Source organism: Deltaproteobacteria bacterium, from assembly GCA_015233135.1.
Classification (GTDB): Bacteria; UBA10199; UBA10199; order JADFYH01; family JADFYH01; genus JADFYH01.
Genome location: JADFYH010000019.1, coordinates 1 through 17,018, shown reverse-complemented (window position 1 = coordinate 17,018; position 17,018 = coordinate 1). Strand labels below are relative to the sequence as shown.

At 42.8% G+C, this 17,018-nt stretch carries 16 protein-coding genes and 1 tRNA gene; 16 read left to right on the top strand and 1 reads right to left on the bottom strand.

Annotated features, from left to right (window positions below; all coding sequences use genetic code 11):
• Positions 1-133 precede the first annotated feature (133 nt).
• The 5 genes from HQM15_07465 to HQM15_07445 are packed head-to-tail and all read left to right on the top strand — an operon-like array spanning position 134 to position 7,326.
• The gene (locus HQM15_07465) at positions 134-1,438 is read left to right on the top strand and encodes a TolC family protein (GenBank protein MBF0492601.1); all 1,305 of its coding nucleotides are present in this window, start codon (positions 134-136) and stop codon (positions 1,436-1,438) included.
• On the top strand, positions 1,435-2,409 hold the full coding sequence (locus tag HQM15_07460) for an efflux RND transporter periplasmic adaptor subunit (protein MBF0492600.1): 975 nt from the start codon (positions 1,435-1,437) through the stop codon (positions 2,407-2,409). The genes HQM15_07465 and HQM15_07460 overlap by 4 nt, the downstream gene beginning before the upstream one ends.
• A gap of 13 nt (positions 2,410-2,422) precedes the next feature.
• Positions 2,423-4,387, top strand: a complete 1,965-nt coding sequence (locus HQM15_07455; GenBank protein ID MBF0492599.1) for an ABC transporter permease — start codon at positions 2,423-2,425, stop codon at positions 4,385-4,387.
• 51 nt (positions 4,388-4,438) lie between these two features.
• Positions 4,439-5,368, top strand: coding sequence for a phosphate/phosphite/phosphonate ABC transporter substrate-binding protein (locus HQM15_07450; protein MBF0492598.1), 930 nt, complete (start codon positions 4,439-4,441; stop codon positions 5,366-5,368).
• Positions 5,365-7,326, top strand: coding sequence for a PAS domain S-box protein (locus tag HQM15_07445; protein ID MBF0492597.1), 1,962 nt, complete (start codon positions 5,365-5,367; stop codon positions 7,324-7,326). The genes HQM15_07450 and HQM15_07445 overlap by 4 nt, the downstream gene beginning before the upstream one ends.
• On the opposite strand, the gene HQM15_07440 is transcribed toward HQM15_07445, so the two are convergent.
• Complete coding sequence (locus tag HQM15_07440) at positions 7,323-7,727, bottom strand: response regulator (GenBank protein MBF0492596.1); 405 nt, start codon at positions 7,725-7,727, stop codon at positions 7,323-7,325. The two genes, HQM15_07445 and HQM15_07440, sit on opposite strands and share 4 nt — an antisense overlap.
• A 75-nt stretch (positions 7,728-7,802) precedes the next feature.
• On the opposite strand from HQM15_07440, the gene HQM15_07435 reads away from it, so the two are divergent.
• The 11 genes from HQM15_07435 to HQM15_07385 all read left to right on the top strand — a co-directional run bounded on the left by HQM15_07435 (position 7,803) and on the right by HQM15_07385 (position 16,752).
• A complete protein-coding gene (locus tag HQM15_07435) occupies positions 7,803-9,119 on the top strand; it encodes a PAS domain S-box protein (GenBank protein ID MBF0492595.1) in 1,317 nt (438 codons plus the stop codon).
• Positions 9,116-9,562 (top strand): response regulator, encoded by a 447-nt coding sequence (locus HQM15_07430; protein MBF0492594.1) that lies wholly within the window; start codon positions 9,116-9,118, stop codon positions 9,560-9,562. Before HQM15_07435 ends, HQM15_07430 begins: the two co-directional genes overlap by 4 nt.
• A 42-nt stretch (positions 9,563-9,604) precedes the next feature.
• Positions 9,605-10,750 (top strand): acyl-CoA dehydrogenase family protein, encoded by a 1,146-nt coding sequence (locus HQM15_07425; protein ID MBF0492593.1) that lies wholly within the window; start codon positions 9,605-9,607, stop codon positions 10,748-10,750.
• 63 nt (positions 10,751-10,813) lie between these two features.
• The gene (locus tag HQM15_07420; protein ID MBF0492592.1) at positions 10,814-11,065 is read left to right on the top strand and encodes a hypothetical protein; all 252 of its coding nucleotides are present in this window, start codon (positions 10,814-10,816) and stop codon (positions 11,063-11,065) included.
• Positions 11,062-11,451 (top strand): type II toxin-antitoxin system VapC family toxin, encoded by a 390-nt coding sequence (locus HQM15_07415; GenBank protein MBF0492591.1) that lies wholly within the window; start codon positions 11,062-11,064, stop codon positions 11,449-11,451. Before HQM15_07420 ends, HQM15_07415 begins: the two co-directional genes overlap by 4 nt.
• Positions 11,452-11,768: 317 nt before the next feature.
• Positions 11,769-12,920 carry a hypothetical protein gene (locus HQM15_07410; protein ID MBF0492590.1) on the top strand — a complete coding sequence of 384 codons (1,152 nt, stop codon included), beginning with the start codon at positions 11,769-11,771 and terminating at the stop codon, positions 12,918-12,920.
• A 105-nt stretch (positions 12,921-13,025) separates the two neighbouring features.
• Complete coding sequence (locus HQM15_07405; protein ID MBF0492589.1) at positions 13,026-13,337, top strand: hypothetical protein; 312 nt, start codon at positions 13,026-13,028, stop codon at positions 13,335-13,337.
• A gap of 98 nt (positions 13,338-13,435) precedes the next feature.
• The gene (locus tag HQM15_07400) at positions 13,436-14,725 is read left to right on the top strand and encodes a citrate synthase (protein MBF0492588.1); all 1,290 of its coding nucleotides are present in this window, start codon (positions 13,436-13,438) and stop codon (positions 14,723-14,725) included.
• Positions 14,726-15,736: an AAA family ATPase gene (locus HQM15_07395; GenBank protein MBF0492587.1), complete on the top strand. Its 1,011-nt coding sequence runs from the start codon at positions 14,726-14,728 to the stop codon at positions 15,734-15,736.
• 2 nt (positions 15,737-15,738) lie between these two features.
• A complete protein-coding gene (locus tag HQM15_07390) occupies positions 15,739-16,614 on the top strand; it encodes a hypothetical protein (protein ID MBF0492586.1) in 876 nt (291 codons plus the stop codon).
• A gap of 67 nt (positions 16,615-16,681) precedes the next feature.
• Positions 16,682-16,752: transfer RNA gene (locus HQM15_07385), tRNA-Gln, on the top strand.
• Positions 16,753-17,018 lie beyond the last annotated feature (266 nt).

Here is a 17,018-nt window from a genome sequence, read left to right as displayed (position 1 = left end):
GTGTTGTCTGATATAAAGTCCCAGTTTGTCGTAAATGAGGACCAAAAACTCTTGGCGGCACTTAGAAGCGCGTAGTTAATCGAAGTTATTTATCCTTGAATAAGCCTGAGGATTTTACTACCTTAATCGGACCGTGCCCCAATTTCTTGCGAAAAAAAATCTTTTAATTTTTATTTTCTGCTTTTTTTTAATTCCAGCCTTTACTCAAGCTCAAGGCCAAAAAATATTTACTTTTGAAGATTGTGTGCAAGAAGTCTCGCTGTATAATCCTGATCTGGCGGTCGCTGAAGAATCCGTTAAAAAAGCCGTGTTAGCCTATAATGGTAGCTATATCGATTTTGTTCCCAAGTTTTCGGGAATGGCCACTTATGGGGCTTCCGATTCCGATATTTCATCCTCCAGCGCGCTTGATGCTTCCAGTCATGGGGGTGTTCAGCATCAGGTTTCGGTGGGGCCTAGTGTTCAGCAAAATCTGTTTTCAGGCTTTAAGAGCTTGGCTTCTATTGAAAAAAGCAGGGCCGATCTGGAGGCTGCTCAAGCCAACCTGGCTCTGGTGAAAACACAGGTGAGTTTTAACTTGAAAACGGCTTTTTATAGATTGTTGTTTGCTCAGGAAGAACTGAAATTGACTGAAAGCATTGTCCCTCGTCGAGAGCAAAATTTAAAATTGGTGAATCTTCGTTATGAAGTCGGACGAGAAAATAAAGGGTCTTATCTGAGGACAGAGGCTCAGACCAAACAGGCGGAGTTTGAGGTGCTTCAGGCTCGGCAGAACCTGAAAGTGGCTCGTGCTGCGTTGCTTCAGGTTTTGGGATCAAAAGACACAGAAGATTTTTTGGTAAAAGGGAACTTTAAAACCACGCTGCCAAGCAAGATAAATGATTTTGAAGCCTTGGCCAAAACAACTCCCTCTTTTTTGCAATCCAAGGCACAGGTAGATTCAGCAAAGTCATCTACTAAAATTGCGAAAAGCGGGTTGTATCCCTCTCTGGATGCCACTGCCTCTTTTTCGCGTGTGCGCAATGATACCAGTGAAGCCGTCTCTCGCTGGGCAGCGGGGGTGAACCTTTCTTACCCCTTTTTTAGTGGAGGAAAAACCTACTTCGATGTCAAAGGTGCCGAGGCAGAACATCGCCGTAGTGTTTATGCCCTTCAGAGCGTACAAAACGGTCTCATTTATAATTTACAAAAAACTTATTCCGATTTTGTGAATGCCATTCAGTCGAGTGAAGTACAAAAAAAGTTTCTTGAATCTTCACTGATGCGAGCAGAAATTGCCCGTAGCCAGTATGCAAACGGTCTGGTTTCATTTCAAGATTGGGATCTCATCGAAAGTGATCTCATCAATACTCAAAAATCAACTCTCTCCAGCCTGAATGATGCAGTTCTGGCGGAAGCGGCTTGGGAACAGGCTCAGGGAAAGGGAGTAATACCGTGAAGAAAAAAAGCAAAAAATGGGTTTATTTTATTCTTCTGCTTCTAATTTTAGGTCTAGGTTTTTTGATTTGGAATTTTTATTTTCAACAGGCGGATGAAGAATCTATCAACAAAATATTTTCTGTCACACGCTCCGATATTCAAAAAAGTATTCTGACTACAGGCCTGGTTCAACCTTACAATCGATTGGAAATAAAGCCTCCTATTGCGGGTCGAGCGGAAGAAGTTCTGGTGAATGAGGGGGATAGGGTCACCAAAGGACAAATTCTGGCCTGGATGAGTTCTACCGAAAGAGCTGTATTGTTGGACGCCGCTCGGGCACAAGGATCGGAAACTTTAAAATATTGGGAAACTCTTTACAAACCTACTCCTTTAATTGCTCCTTTGGACGGGATGATTATCGCAAAAACCATTCAATCGGGACAAACGGTGACGGGACAAGATCCTGTTTTGGTGATGTCTGATAAACTCATCGTGAAAGCGCAAGTAGATGAAACGGATATGAGCACTGTACGTCTGGGGCAAAAGGCGGAGTTTGTTTTGGATGCCTATAGCCAACAAAAAATTCAGGCCCATGTGGACCACATTGCCTTTGAAGCCAAGACGGTAAACAACGTGACGGTTTATGAAGTCGATGTGTTGGCAGAAGAAATTCCCGAGTTTATGCGCAGTGGGATGACCGCCAATGTCACTTTTTATGTGGAAAATAAATCGCAAGTATTAACTCTGCCGCTGGAAGCCATCAGTCATTATAAAAACAAAAATTTTGTTTGGCAGACCAATCCTCAAGATCCGCAAAATCCCATTCAGAAGGAGATTCAGGTAGGTTTGACTGATGGTAAGAAAGTAGAGATTCTTTCAGGTTTGCAGGAAGGTGAAAAGGCGATGCTTAAAAATAAAAATGGGAAAGGGGATAAGAGTAAGACTTCGGCGAGTCCCTTGGGCTCACCGTTAGGAACACCGCGGCATTAGTGAATTCAACACCATGATACAAATCACCAATCTTTCTAAAACCTATGTGATGGGTGATACCCCTGTGAAGGCCTTGGATGGTGTGACTCTTACGATTGAGAAGGGAGAATTCGTGGCCATCATGGGGCCTTCCGGTTCCGGAAAGTCGACTCTGATGCATATTTTGGGTTTGCTGGATGTGCCGGATGAAGGATCTTACAAGCTCTTGGGCGAGGAAGTTTCTCATTTGAGCGAAGATGAGTTGGCCCTGCTCCGCAGCCGGACGATCGGTTTTATCTTTCAGCAATTTAATCTCTTGGCCAGGCGTTCCGCACTGCAAAATGTTGCGCTTCCTCTTATTTATTCCAATTTTCAGGCCTCAGACGATCATGCCCAGGAACTTTTAGGTCAAGTAGGTTTAGGGAATAGGTTAGACCATAAACCCAGCGAGCTTTCGGGAGGGCAGCAACAGCGGGTGGCCATCGCCCGATCCCTCATTAATGATCCTCCCCTGGTTTTCGCGGATGAACCCACTGGAAATCTGGATTCTGCAAGTGAAGAAGAAATTATTCAGATTTTAACGCGCTTAAATGAAGCGGGCATTACCGTGGTTATAGTGACGCATGAGCCCGAAATAGGGGCAAGGACTAAACGTATTATTCGCATGCGAGATGGAAAAATTCAGTCGGATGAGCGGGTCGAGCATCACCCTCTCCCTGGCCCTCTCCCCTCGAGGGAGAGGGGAAAAGAAAGTAGAAAATTTTCTTCGGGATCTTTTTTCAAGGAAATGGCCGAACATTTCCGTCAAGCCTTCGGGTCTATTGTTTCTAATAAAATTCGTTCGATTTTATCGATGCTGGGAATTCTCATCGGAGTCGCTGCAGTCATTGCTATGCTTGCTTTGGGGGCAGGGGCCAAGAGTTCGGTGGAAACACAGTTGGCCTCCCTGGGCTCCAATTTATTGGTGCTTCGTCCGGGTGCAGCACGAACTCAAGGCGTTTCTCTGGGGGCTGCAGCAGTCAGCCGTCTCACCCTGGAGGATGCGCGAGATGTGAAGCAAAATGTGGAAAGTGTTTCGCGTGTTTCTCCCTCGGTGACAGGTCGGGGGCAGGTGGTTTATCTGGATAAGAACTGGAGTACTCAAATTCAGGGGGTGGGGCCCGATTATGCGAGTATGCGTGCCTCAGAGCCTTCATCAGGGAGATTTTTTGACGAAGAAGAAAATCAAAAACGCGCCCGTGTAGCCGTGATCGGAAAAACCATTGTGCGCGAACTCTTCGGAACCAATAATCCGCTGGGAGAATATTTTAAAATCAACAAGGTGCTTTTTCAGGTGATCGGTGTATTGCCCGAGAAAGGGGCCAACGGTTTTAGAGATCAGGATGACGTGATTGTGATTCCCCTCAATACAGCGATGCGACGCCTTTTAGGAAAAGACTATGTCGATTCTATCGATATCGAAGTAAAGGATGCTTCTCTGTTGGATACGGCCCAAAATGAAATTCAGGAGCTTGTGCAACGGCGATATCGTTTGGATCCCAACCAGCAGCAAAAAAGTTTTGAAGTGCGAAACATGGCTGACATTCAGGCTGCACTTTCCGAAACCAGCAAAACCCTTTCCTGGTTATTGGCTTCGATTGCCACCATTTCACTGGTGGTGGGGGGGATTGGAATTATGAATATCATGCTGGTTTCTGTCACCGAACGTACCCGGGAAATTGGTTTAAGAAAGGCCTTGGGCGCCAAGCGTCGTGATATTTTAATGCAATTTCTGATCGAGGCGATGGTGGTGAGTGTGACGGGCGGGCTCATCGGAGTGAGTCTGGGTTGGACGGTGACCTATCTGATGTCCAAACTCTCGGGTTGGGCGGCCATTGTTTCTTCAGGCTCCATTATTCTAGCCTTTGTGTTTTCTGCAGGCATTGGAATTGTTTTCGGTCTTTGGCCCGCCAAGAAAGCCTCCCAGCTTAATCCTATCCAGGCTTTACGACATGAGTGATCCCATTGACAACTCTTGACAGCATTTTTGATCAGGCTCACACTTTTAGGCATGGATACGGGGTCTAAAAAAGCGAATCATTTCGGACAGGCCTTTACCCTTTCTATTTTGCTGTGTTGCGGTTTCCTACTTTCTCCTGTTTCCCTTGCACAGGCTGATCCCTTGGTTCTTGCCACCCTTAATTCAACTCCGAGTAACGAAATCAAAAGGTTGCTTCCCTTTTCCAACTATATTGCCCAAAGACTTCAAATGCAGGAAGTGGACAAAGTAAAGCTCAGAGTTGAGAAAAATATTATTAAAATCGGACAATTGATTCAAGAAGACAAAGTGGATATCTACTTTGGAAATCCTTTTACGGCACTTGCACTCAATCGTTTAAGCGGAATGAAGTTTCTGCTTCAAGCGCTTTCTCAAGGTGCAGATAGGCATCCCTCAGTCATTTTTGTGAAAAGTAATAGTGCAATGAAAAAGTTAACGGATTTACAAGGCAGGAAAATCGCGTTTGAAGATCCTCTTTCTGCTGAGGGTTATCTGTTGCCGAAATGGCTATTGATGGAAAAAGGCCTGAAACTTAAGCTTCTTAAAAAAGTTACCGATGAGGTGGGGATGGGAGAATTGGGCTATATCTTCAGCAGGGACGACATCAATACCTTGCTTTGGGTAAAAAAAGGAAAGGTGGATGCAGGAGCGGTAGATTCGCACATTTATGCAAAACAGGCGAAGGAATCCCTGGATCAACTGAGAATTATCGAGAAGACTATTTCTCTTCCTTCTCTTTTAATTGGCTATCGATCCGATCTATCTCCTAAACTGCTGACTCGTCTCAAATTCGTCCTTCAAAATATGCATAAGACCGATGAAGGGAAGGTCATTCTGAAAGATCTAGACGAAATTTCTAAGTTCGTAGAAATCCCTCCCAACGCCTTGGATCCTTTATTAAAAGCCAACAAATATCTTAATTCCGAATTCAATTTCCAATGAAGACCAGCATTCGTTTAAAACTGATTGCTTATACTTTTTTGCTGATTCTCATTGTCGGTGGAGCTATTTCTTTATTTTCCATTCATGAAGGTCAGCAACTCATCTTGAGCACCTATGAAAAAAAATGCACGCAGATCACGGATCTTATCGCACAAACCTTAATGAATGACATCTATTTTTTGGATTCGAATGCCATCCGCCTGCATCTGGAAGACACTCGGATCAACCCCGATATCATTAATATTTATGTGATGGATATGGAGGGGAATATCCTTTCGGATGGGACCCTCAAGAACAGCTTAAGTGATCAAAAATTACAGGGGGCCTTTAATAAAAAAGTTCTCAAGGCCAAAGAATGGATTTCTAAGACAGAAGGAGATCTCCTTAAAATTGGGGGGCCTGTTTTGCTTCCCGATAGCAATGTGGTGGGCTATCTTCAAATCGACTTTACGCTTGGGCGCTTGTACCAAATCGTTAATCATACAACGCGTTTTAATATTTTGATTACCCTGGTTTGTATGGCTATTGGTGCAGTCTTGGCTTTCATCACTTCGTCGATTATCACCAAACCCCTTCCCATATTCTTAAAGGCCACCCAGGAAATTAAAAAGGGAAACTTCAAGGCCCGGGTATTACTCAATCGAGGAGACGAGCTTGGAATGTTGGCAAATTCACTCAATCAAATGGCAGAAGCTCTCGAAACAAACACAACTTCCATTAGTCGTTTAAATGATGAAATCAAGGATCGTAAGGAAATAGAAGAAGCTCTCCGTTATTCGGAGCAGAGGTATAAAACCCTCATTGAAACAGCACCCGATTTAATTTCTATAGTGGATAGGGAGGGAGCAATCATTTCTCTGAATCCAGCTTTTGAAAAGATTACCGGCTGGACGATTCAGGAGTGGATAGGGAAAAATTTTGCCCCGCTTATTCATTCGGACGATTTACCCCGCATCAGGGAAAATTTCAAAAGAGTGCTTAAGGGAACCACTCCTCCGGTTTTTGAAATGCGTATCCAGTCAAAATCAGGGCAGTATCTTGTGGTTGAAAGTGCTTCCAAACCCCAATTGATTAAAGGAGAAGTGGTGGGAGTTTTGGGGATTAGCAGGGATATCAGTCGCCGTAAGAAAGCGGAAGAAGAGCTGCAAAAACTCTACAGTGAGCTTGAAATTCGCGTCAAAGACCGCACCAAAGAGTTGGCGAAATCGAACCATCTTTTAAAACAAAAAACAGAGGAGTTGAAGCGATCGAATACCGAGTTGGAGCAATTTGCTTATATTGCCTCCCACGATCTCCAGGAACCTTTGTACGTAATTCAGGCCTTTATCGACACCCTCCAAACTCAGTACAAAAAGAAGATTGATCCGGAAATGCAGATTCTTCTTGAACGAATTCGGAATGCTGCCGCACGTATGAGCCAACTGATTTATGATGTGTTGGAATTTTCGCGTATTACGATGTGCTCAAAGCCTTTTGTAAGGGTAGATCTCAATCAAACCCTTCAGGAAGTTCTAGGAGATCTCGAGATTCGTATCCGAGAGTGTCAGGCAAAAATAGAATATGATTCTCTGCCTACCGTTTGTGCTGACGAACTCCAGATGCGACAATTGTTCCAAAATCTTCTCTCCAATGCCCTCAAGTTTCGCAGAAAAGACATTGCCCCCCACATACAGGTAAGGAGCGAAATGAATTCGGATACTTCTGTAAAAATATTAGTCCAAGACAACGGGATTGGTTTTGAGAAGGAATATGTCGAGAAAATTTTTGCACCTTTTCAACGCCTCCATAGTCGAAATCAGTATGAAGGAAGCGGTATTGGGCTTGCGATCTGTAAAAAAATTGTGGAGCAACATCAGGGGAGAATCGGCGCTCTCAGTCAAGAAGGCGAGTGGACCCAATTTATTATCACTCTCCCTTTAAAAAGCGAAGCGGTTTCTGAAATCTTAAGTGAGGTCTAAGTGCTTTTTTGGGCCCAGTAAGGATGGGAAGGGGTATGTTTATTGATTGCCGAAAGCAATTCCTGGTCGCTGCAAGCTTTGGTCAGGTAAGTGGCTGCTCCCAGGTTGAGGGCCTCTTGAGAAACATCTTCATCAGCGATTGAGGTGAGAACCACTACAGGGATATTAGACAATTGGGAATGACGTTTGAATTCTCTTAGAAATCCAAAGCCGCTCATTTTTGGTAAATTCAAATCTAACAGAACTAAGTCGGGGTTATATTCCTGGGCTTTCTTTAAGCCCTCCCCTGGCAGGGTGGCAGACATACATTCAACATCGTTCTTATGCAGTTTTTTTGTGAGAAGATGAAGTAAATCCATATCGTCGTCGATGATCAGAACTTTTATTTTTTTTGTGGTCATGATTCCCCTCTGGATTGGGTAGACAACTTAGGGCTTTATTTCTACACCTTTCTTTTCTAAGATCAAAGAGAAATTATGTTTGAATTTATTAAAAAAATAATCTCTTCGAAAAATTCCCTCCTCCGTGGAAAAAAATTAGAAAATGGGTTGTTGGAGAGTTGGAAACGGCAAGGTTTATTGATTGAGCATGTTCAGGATTACGCGATTTTCATGCTCGATTCCAAAGGCTTTGTTGTAACCTGGAATCCTGGAGCGGAGCGGATTATGGGTTATGCTGAGCAAGAGATTGTAGGGCAACATTTTTCATGTTTTTATACTCAGGAAGATCAAGGTAAGGCCAAGCCTGCACAAGAAATTCAATTTGCTGCCTTGAAAGGAAGAGTAGAAGAAGAGGGTTGGAGAAAACGCAAGGATGGAACCTTGTTTTGGGCAAGCACGGTTATTACTGCCATCTACGATCAAGAGAAAACACTCCTTGGTTTTGCAAAGGTGACGCGAGACTTAACAGAACGTAAAAAAAATGAAGAAGAGCTTAAAAGAGTCCATTCAGAGCTGGAGAAGAACGTAGAAAAAAGGACTTTGGAGCTATCAAAGACCAATCAGGAATTAAAAAAAGAAATTGCTGAACGAAAAAGAGCGGAGGCGGCTTTAAAGCTAAAAACGGAAGAATTGGAACGTTCTAATAAAGAGCTGGAACAATTCGCTTACATCGCTTCCCATGATCTACAAGAACCGCTCTATATTATCGGAGGATTTGCAGATAGCATTAGAGAACAAGGGGCTCAAAATCTGGATGAAGAATCCTTGTTTTTGTTGGGTCGCATTCAGAAGGCCTCTCATCGAATGAGTCAGCTCATTACAGACCTTCTTCAATATGCAAAAGTGAATGTCCAAAAAGACTCTTTCGAAAGGGTGGATCTAAATCTCCTGATTCAGGAGATATTGGTGGAGCTCGATTTGAAAATCAAAGAATCCAGGGCCATGATACAGGTTAATCCACTTCCCCAAGTGTATGCGAATAAACTCCAAATGAGGCAATTGTTTCAAAATCTGATTATGAATGCCATTAAATACAGGAAGAAGGATGTTCCCTTGGAGCTTATAATCAGCGTACACCCCTCAGAAAGATGCTTTGTTGAAATTCGCCTGCAAGACAATGGTATTGGTTTTGAACCAGAATATTCCAGTAAAATTTTAGAACCCTTTCAGCGATTACACAGCCGGGGAGAGTACGAAGGGAGTGGTTTGGGGTTGGCGATTTGCCAAAAAATCATTTCCCGTCATGGCGGGAAAATTGAGGCAAAAAGTGTCCCCGAACAAGGGGCTATTTTCTCAGTGACTTTGCCTTGTAAAAGAGAGGAGTGTGGAGGTATGACAAACAAGATTTTATGAAAGATCAGATTACAAAAAAAAATGTTCTGCTTATAGCAGAAGACGATGATGACCATTATTTTCTGATTCAGAATGCCTTTCAAGGAGCAAAATTAGAAGCAAAGTTGTGTCGTGTCACCAATGGAGTGGACCTTCTCCAATATCTTCATCATGAAGGCGTTTTCCAGGATAAAAAAAAATATCCGCTTCCCTCGATGATTATTCTGGATTTAAATTTACCTAAAAAAGATGGTCGAGCCGTTTTAAAAGAAATTGGGACTTTTCCCGATTTGAAAGGTATTCCAATCACTGTTCTCACTACGTCCATTAATGAAGAGGACAGAAATAATTCTTATAAGTTAGGCGCTAAATTTTTTATCAAAAAACCTGTTTTGTTTAAAGAATATGTAGAACTCATAAAGATGTTGGAAGTTTTTTGGGCCAGTTCTCCTGCGGAAAATTAGGACTAATTTCAAAACTTCAAAACTTACTGAATGGAATTGAATATGACCCATCTCTCTCCTTTTAGCTCCGAACATGAACTTTTTCGAAAAACCGTGCGTGATTTTGCAGAGAAAGAGCTGCTTCCCCACAAAGAAGAATGGGAGAAAGCCTGTACTTTCCCCCGCGAAATTTTTGCCAGGGCGGCGGAACTTGGCATATTGGGGGTTTGTTTTCCAGAAGAGTCTGGAGGGAGTGGGGGGGATTATTGGTTCAAAGTGGTTTTTTGCGAAGAGATTATTCGCTGTAAAATGGCGGGGCTTGCGATGGATTTGATGGTGCAGGCGGATATTGCCACGCCTATCCTTAGTGTGTTGGGAACTGAAGAGCAGAAGAAACTTTTTCTAATACCAGCTCTTCAGGGGCAAAAAATTGCGGCCTTGGGAATTACCGAACCAGGTTGTGGATCAGACGTGGCGAATATTCAAACCCGAGCTATAAAAGAAGGCAGTGATCTCATTATCAATGGCGCCAAGATGTACATCACCAACGGGAGTCGTGCTGATTTTATTACACTTGCCGTAAGGACGGGGGCTGCAGGTTATAAGGGAATTAGTTTGGTAACTTTCCCCACGGATACCCTGGGTTTTTCGGTGGGTAAAAAACTCGAAAAAATGGGGAATCATTCTTCAGACACTGCCTTACTCTATTTTGAGAATTGCCGAATTCCTCAGCGTTACATTTTGGGGCAAGAAAATATGGGTTTTGCTTACATTATGAAAAATTTTCAAGGAGAACGCCTGGTGGCGGCTGTTACCTGTGTGGCCAGCGCCCAGCTGATCCTCGAAGACAGCATTCGTTATGCAAAGGAAAGAGCAGCCTTTGGTAAGAGAGTGATTGATTTTCAGGTATGGCAACATAAATTTGCTGAACATGCCACTGCCCTCGAAGCCGCAAGGCGACTCGTTTATCACGCGGTGACACTTTTTAATGCAGGGGTAGAATGTAGCAAAGAGGTTTCTATGGCAAAACTTTTTGCCTGCGATTTAGCCCAAAAAGTGGCTTATGATTGTCTGCAAGCCCATGGGGGTGCGGGTTACATGGAAGAATATGATTTGTCGCGTTACACTCGGGATATCCGTTTGATGACGATAGGTGGGGGAAGTTCGGAAATCATGAAAGAAATTATTGCAAAGAAGATGGGGTTGTAATCGGAACTATGTTTGACTAAGCTTGTACTACAGTTATGCTAATACGTAGTACAAGGAGGTTCTATGAGTGTATTAAGTATACGTTCTATGCCAAAAGAGTTGGAAAAAGCTATTATTCAACAGGCCAAAAAGAGTGGAAAAACAAAAACTCAAGTGGTGCTTGAGTTATTGAAGAAGCAGTTGGGCTTTGATGAAAAATCTCAGCGAAAGAAAAAACTTTTAAAGTTTTTTGGGAAAATGGATAAGAAAGAATATGAAGAAATTGATAAGCGTTTGAAAGTGTTTTCTGAGATTGATGAGGAAATGTGGAAATGAGAGCTGTGATTGATACGTGTTTCTATACTTTTTGTGATCATTATGCTCAAAATGGAGTTGAAATTCTGACCTCATTTGAAGAGTTTTATTTTCCCTCCATTGTATACGGCGAACTTTTTTATGGTTTTTCTTATGGTGAACGTTGTCATAGGAACATTTCTCATCTGAACGATTTTTTGGGTCATTATAATATAAAAGTAATAGAAGTGGATATTGAAACTGCGAAGATTTATGGAGAGATTTATTCTGATCTTCGTAAAATCGGTAAACCCATTCCCACTAACGATATCTGGATTGCAGCCTGTACCCTGAAAGTAAATGGAACTCTGCTGACCTGCGATAAGCATTTTAAATTGGTAAAAGGATTGAAGTTTAAGAATCCATAATCACTGTATTTCACTCGTGTGAAAAAAGTATGAAAAATAAATTTATTTTCGCTTTGTTGATATTTTTCTGTTTCTAAAAAATGGTCTGAAACCTTAAAATGGAATCCCCAGAATTTTTCTTTTTATGATGAAAATCTGGAGAAGAAAAATGCCTCGCAAGATTTCTCCCCGGCCCTCTCCCGTCGAGGGAGAGGGTGACTTCTAGTCGACAGTGGTTCAAATTGCCGCACTGCACTACTACTTTGCGTCAAAACAGCTCTTTTCTATCGACAAGTGCATAGATCTCCTCTAGCCCTTCCATAAGGGAGGGAATGTTCATGAAAAAAATCATTTTTGTTTTTTTACTTTTCTTGTCCGCCTGCGGTTCGAGTGCCTCTACGAATAGTCCCAGTCTTTCAACCACCCATGCCCCAACTCAGTATTCCCTCGAGGCTGCAAGGAGTTGTCTGCAACAAAGTGATTTGGGTTGTGCCAGCGAAAATTATTGTGCGCTGAAATATCAAAACCCGAGCGATGCTACCGCAGGGCTTTCTTGCTGTGTCTCCAAGTTTCTGCAAATTTTATCCAACGAAAATACTCAAAGGCTTTCCAGTTTTATCGGTTACAATCCCCTGCGTTATGAAGAGCTTCAAGGCCAATCGCCGGCTTACTTGTTGGCGAACAAAAAAATCATTTTTGGTGAATTATTTTTAAAATCTTCCAGCCAGTCCACTTCTCTTGGCGACCTTGCTGTTCAATGGGGGACGCCTTTGCTGGGTGGGCAGATCGCCACAGAAGATTTAAATACCTCGCTTCGTCAGTTGGGGTCTGATTTAGCAGAAGTTCAAAGCTGTCTGGCCTCTGAAGATGCTTATGTGAATTCCAATGTCTCTATAGAAGGTCTTCTGTTTGGAATGAATCAGAAAATTGAAATCACTCCCAAAGACTTCCGCTTCGCCAAATTTGCGACAGGTCTTTTGGCTTATGGTTTTCAGGGAGTTTTCAGCTATGACTGGGGTTTTGACAAGTTTCCCAGCTGGCCACTTTCTCCAAATTTTTACCGAGACATCAATGGGCAATTGTCCGCTTCGGATACCCGTTTTGGCGATTTGGATTCGCAAGGAGCAAGTCGCATTGTTTCCAAGGCAGATCTCTTGCGGTCGGCTTTTAACGATTGGGACACTTTTGTTCAATCTCCTTTAAATGGATCGTTGACAGACCGTTGGATAGCGTGGCGACTCGCTGCCGGGGATGAGCAAAACTATAAAAAAATCTTGAATACTGTTTCCGATTCCATCACCTTGCGTTCACCGCAGCCTATAACGGGAGAGGGGACGATTGTAAATTTTTCGGCCCTTTTTCAAGAAACCAGCCTTCCCTCTGCGAGCAATATCCCCGAAGAATTGAATTTGCTCTCTGCAGACAGCTCTCAAAATCCTGCTATCAATTGGGATTATATCGACCAATTGCTCAAGCCTCTTATTCAATAGCTTCTAGCCGTTTACATGCAACTCTGCACTTCTTCATCCATAAAAAAAGAATTGCTCGCCTCTTTTTACTTCTCTTTTTACACTATTCAGCTAAGAGAGATTTTCATGAAAAAGTGTTTTCTTATTTTGACTGCCATTTTAGTGATTCATTTGCCCTTTTCTTCTCTTAGCTCAGCACAAGAGGAAGTATACAAGGCCGGGGATAAAGTGGAGGTGTTTCGCAATGGGAAATGGAATAGAGGAAGAGTGATAAAAATAGAGGGAGATTTTTACGAAGTAAATTTTTATTCCTATTACAAGAACTGTCACGAAGTATTTCCCTCGAGTCGGCTCAGAACTTTAGAAGCTCCAGAGGGCGAAACTGAGGTTCATGCCTCTCAAAGACATGATGCAGAACAGTCTTTGCCCTCTTTGTAATTTTTTTTACTTTCTGAACGATAAATGCTTCAAAAAATAAATAAAACAGTTTAGTACTACGCATCGAAAAAACTTTAACTCCTAATACAGAGGTCACTATGCCAAAAAATTCCCTAAGTATTACCGACAACCGCAGTGGTAAAACTTACGAAGTTTCCATTCAAGACAACACGATTAAGGCCATGGACTTAAGGCAGATCAAAACATCGGAAGATGATTTTGGTCTCATGACTTATGATCCCGCCTTTACCAACACGGCCTCCTGTAAAAGTAAAATCACTTATATTGATGGCGATAAAGGTATTTTACGATACCGTGGCATTCCCATCGAACAGCTTGCCGAAAAAAGTAACTACCTCGAAACTGCCTATCTTTTAATTCACGGGGAATTGCCTACTCAAAAACAACAGGAAGAATGGAATAATCAGATCATTCATCATACCTTCGTTCACGAAAATATTAAAAAATTCATGGATGGCTTCCATTACGATGCTCATCCCATGGGCATGCTTGTGAGCGCGGTGGCGGCACTTTCCACCTTTTACCCCAATGCAAAAAAAATTCATGATCCCGAAATTCGTAAAGAATCTACTTACCGTCTGATTGGGAAAATTTCTACCTTGGCCGCCTTTGCTTACCGCCATAGTTTGGGAATGCCCTATGTGTATCCGGACAATGATCTTTCCTATTCTGGAAATTTTTTGAACATGCTCTATCGAATGTCGGAGCCCAAGTATCAGCCTAATCCAGTTCTGGAACGGGCCTTGGATGTTTTATTTATTTTGCATGCCGATCACGAACAGAACTGTTCTACCAATGCCATGCGCTCTATTGCTTCCTCGGATGTGGATCCTTATTCTGCGATGGCTGGGGCCATAGCAGCGCTTTATGGCCCTTTGCATGGAGGTGCGAACGAAGCCGTACTTCTTATGCTCCAGCAGATTGGTCATAAAGATAAAATTCCAGAATTCATCAAGAAGGTAAAGGCAGGAGAGGGAAAGTTGATGGGCTTTGGACATCGGGTGTATAAAAATTATGACCCTCGTGCAAAGATTATCAAGAAGACTGCTTACGAAGTGTTTGAGGTGACAGGGGTGAACCCTTTGCTAGACATCGCCATCGAATTAGAAAAAATTGCCTTGGAAGATGAATATTTTGTGAAGAGAAAACTTTATCCCAATGTTGACTTTTATTCGGGTCTCATTTACCAAGCGTTGAAATTTCCTGTATCCATGTTCCCCGTGCTGTTTGCCATCCCCCGCACGGCGGGTTGGATTTCGCAGTGGGGAGAAATGGTGAATGATACAGAACAAAAAATTGCCCGTCCGCGACAGATCTATCTTGGCTACGATACGAGAGATTATGTTCCCATGGGGAAGAGAGCATAGATTGAATTATATTCCTATGGGCCAAGTGTTTGGAGTTCTATTGTGGAAAATGAAACATCAAATGTTGTCCAAAGCAGTAGTTGGGTGATTGAATTGGGTGAGGAGGAGACAGCAGATACTTCTGCTTTTGTGGTTCCTTTTGAAATTGGCCGGGTGAAGTCTCTTATTCAAGAGTCGATTCCTCCTGCCCAAAGCAAGGTTATTGCCGTAGCGAGTGGTAAAGGGGGAACTGGGAAAACGACCATTACCACCAACCTGGCCATTTCACTGCAGAGTATTGGGCTTCGTGTCCTTGTGATTGATGCGGATTTTGGCTTGGCGAATGACCATTTGCTGTTGGGGGTAGAAACCAAGGGCGATATTGGGGATGTGCTTGCGGGTAGAAAAGATCTGAAAGATATTTTGGTGGAATGTCCTTCCGGGATGTATTTGCTCCCAGGTGGTGTAGGTTCTTCGCACCTTTCAGAGCTTGAAGAACACGAATGGAAAACTTTCTCTCGAGAATTAAGCTGTTTGGAGCCCAGTTTTGATGTTATTTTGGTGGACTTGGCTGCGGGGGTTTCTCCCCAAATTATGCGTTTTTTGACACCTGCACACGGGATTATTCTTGTTACCAACCCAGAAATTACGGCAATGATGGACGCTTACGGTTTGGTGAAATGTCTAGATTCCTGGAGTTCCCATCAGGCAGTCGAGGTTCAGGTGATACTCAATCGTGTGAAGGATAGGCGCGATTCCTTGTTGGCTATTCAGAAATTGCGTAAGGTAGTCGCCAAGCATTTAACTTCCGTAAAAATGAATTATTTGGGTTATATTCCCTACGATCATTATTTGTTGCATTCCATATCTATTCAGGAGCCGGTTGTTCTTTCTCATCCTCGCTCTTTTGTGACGGCTTGCCTAAAAGGGATTGCCCAGAAAATTTATCATCAATTTCGTGCTTGGGAGAAAATACAAGAAGAAGAAGCTATTTATAAATCATATTTCGGATTATTAGAGCCAAAGAGTTAACGATGAAGTTTAAAAAGGTAAAAGGATTGATCCCTCGTTTTTTGAAGCGCAGACCCCCAGAAAGTGGTGGGGAAGTGAATTTAACGCATCCGATTCATTTCACCCAACTTAACCCGAAGATTAAATTTTTATCGGGGCAGTTGCTGCGTCTTGATTCAGGGGTGAGTTTGTTGAGGTACAATTTTTCTTTAGCTGCAGAATCCTTTTGTGTTCCTTTTGTGGCCAAGAATCAAATGGGCGAGGCTATTTTTGCTTGGCACTTTAAAAAATTGGAAGTGGAGACTTTCTTAGAACTTTTTGCTCAGTTTGAAGTGATTCAGAAAAAAGCGAAATCGGTCTATAGCCAGATTCCAGAGCTACAAGGCCTAGAAAATCGAGCTCCTAAGTTTTGGATAGTGACCCAAGCAGTAAATAGCGAGCTAGAACCCTTGCTTCCCTACCTAAGAGGAATGAACTTCGAGTTGTTCAGGCTGAAGATTACTCGGAGGGGAAGTAATGCTGTTGTTTCTATACAGAAACTGATTCATGCCTCCTTTTTGGAGCTTCCGAGGAAGAGCGAAATTCCGCCTAAAGCCAAAGTAAACTTGGCAACAAATCTGCCTCCTTCTAGGCCAGAGCCGGCCAACGTGGAAAAAATAAACCAGTTTTCTTTGTTACTTGATGCACAGCAGGTAGAGGCGCTTCCAAAAATCAAGGCAGTTAAAAAGCCTACTCCTTTCAGAAGAGCCAGTATTACTCAGGAAGAGATGAAGGATTTTTTAAGTATGGAAGATGCGGGGTTCAGCGAAGAGGATGATGTTACGGATCCCTTTATTTCTTTAGAAAATTTGAGAGAGCCGACTAGAAGGTTTATGAGAAGTACCTCCTTGGGATCTTAGCGAAAAAAATATTCGCCGCAAAAGAACTCTCAGGCCCAACCAACCAATAGTTATCCAGAAAATTTTTTCGGGGATCGTCCAACGGCAGGACTCTGGACTCTGACTCCAGCTATCTAGGTTCGAATCCTAGTCCCCGAGTTATTAGAAATCCCTAATCCTCTCCCCTCGAGGGCATAGGTATCTACACATCTCACGGGACTTGCCATAATTCCTCATCCCTAAGAAAAAAATAAATACCTTAATTGATGGAGACTTATGACAGAAATTTTGTTCCCTCATTCAGTTCTTCGAGTACAGTTGTGATACGCAAAGCACTTGCCGTAGTGATAATCCATGGCTATTCCAGGAATCCATCCAATTGCGGGCAAATGTTTCGGTTTGGGTTTGGGGAATCATTTTTATCT

Coding starts and splice junctions, on each gene's coding strand:
- HQM15_07455 (MBF0492599.1), top strand. CDS start 2,423: ATGATACAAATCACCAATCTTTCTAAAACCTATGTGATGGGTGATACC.
- HQM15_07450 (MBF0492598.1), top strand. CDS start 4,439: ATGGATACGGGGTCTAAAAAAGCGAATCATTTCGGACAGGCCTTTACC.
- HQM15_07445 (MBF0492597.1), top strand. CDS start 5,365: ATGAAGACCAGCATTCGTTTAAAACTGATTGCTTATACTTTTTTGCTG.
- HQM15_07440 (MBF0492596.1), bottom strand. CDS start 7,727: ATGACCACAAAAAAAATAAAAGTTCTGATCATCGACGACGATATGGAT.
- HQM15_07435 (MBF0492595.1), top strand. CDS start 7,803: ATGTTTGAATTTATTAAAAAAATAATCTCTTCGAAAAATTCCCTCCTC.
- HQM15_07430 (MBF0492594.1), top strand. CDS start 9,116: ATGAAAGATCAGATTACAAAAAAAAATGTTCTGCTTATAGCAGAAGAC.
- HQM15_07425 (MBF0492593.1), top strand. CDS start 9,605: ATGACCCATCTCTCTCCTTTTAGCTCCGAACATGAACTTTTTCGAAAA.
- HQM15_07420 (MBF0492592.1), top strand. CDS start 10,814: ATGAGTGTATTAAGTATACGTTCTATGCCAAAAGAGTTGGAAAAAGCT.
- HQM15_07415 (MBF0492591.1), top strand. CDS start 11,062: ATGAGAGCTGTGATTGATACGTGTTTCTATACTTTTTGTGATCATTAT.
- HQM15_07410 (MBF0492590.1), top strand. CDS start 11,769: ATGAAAAAAATCATTTTTGTTTTTTTACTTTTCTTGTCCGCCTGCGGT.
- HQM15_07405 (MBF0492589.1), top strand. CDS start 13,026: ATGAAAAAGTGTTTTCTTATTTTGACTGCCATTTTAGTGATTCATTTG.
- HQM15_07400 (MBF0492588.1), top strand. CDS start 13,436: ATGCCAAAAAATTCCCTAAGTATTACCGACAACCGCAGTGGTAAAACT.
- HQM15_07390 (MBF0492586.1), top strand. CDS start 15,739: ATGAAGTTTAAAAAGGTAAAAGGATTGATCCCTCGTTTTTTGAAGCGC.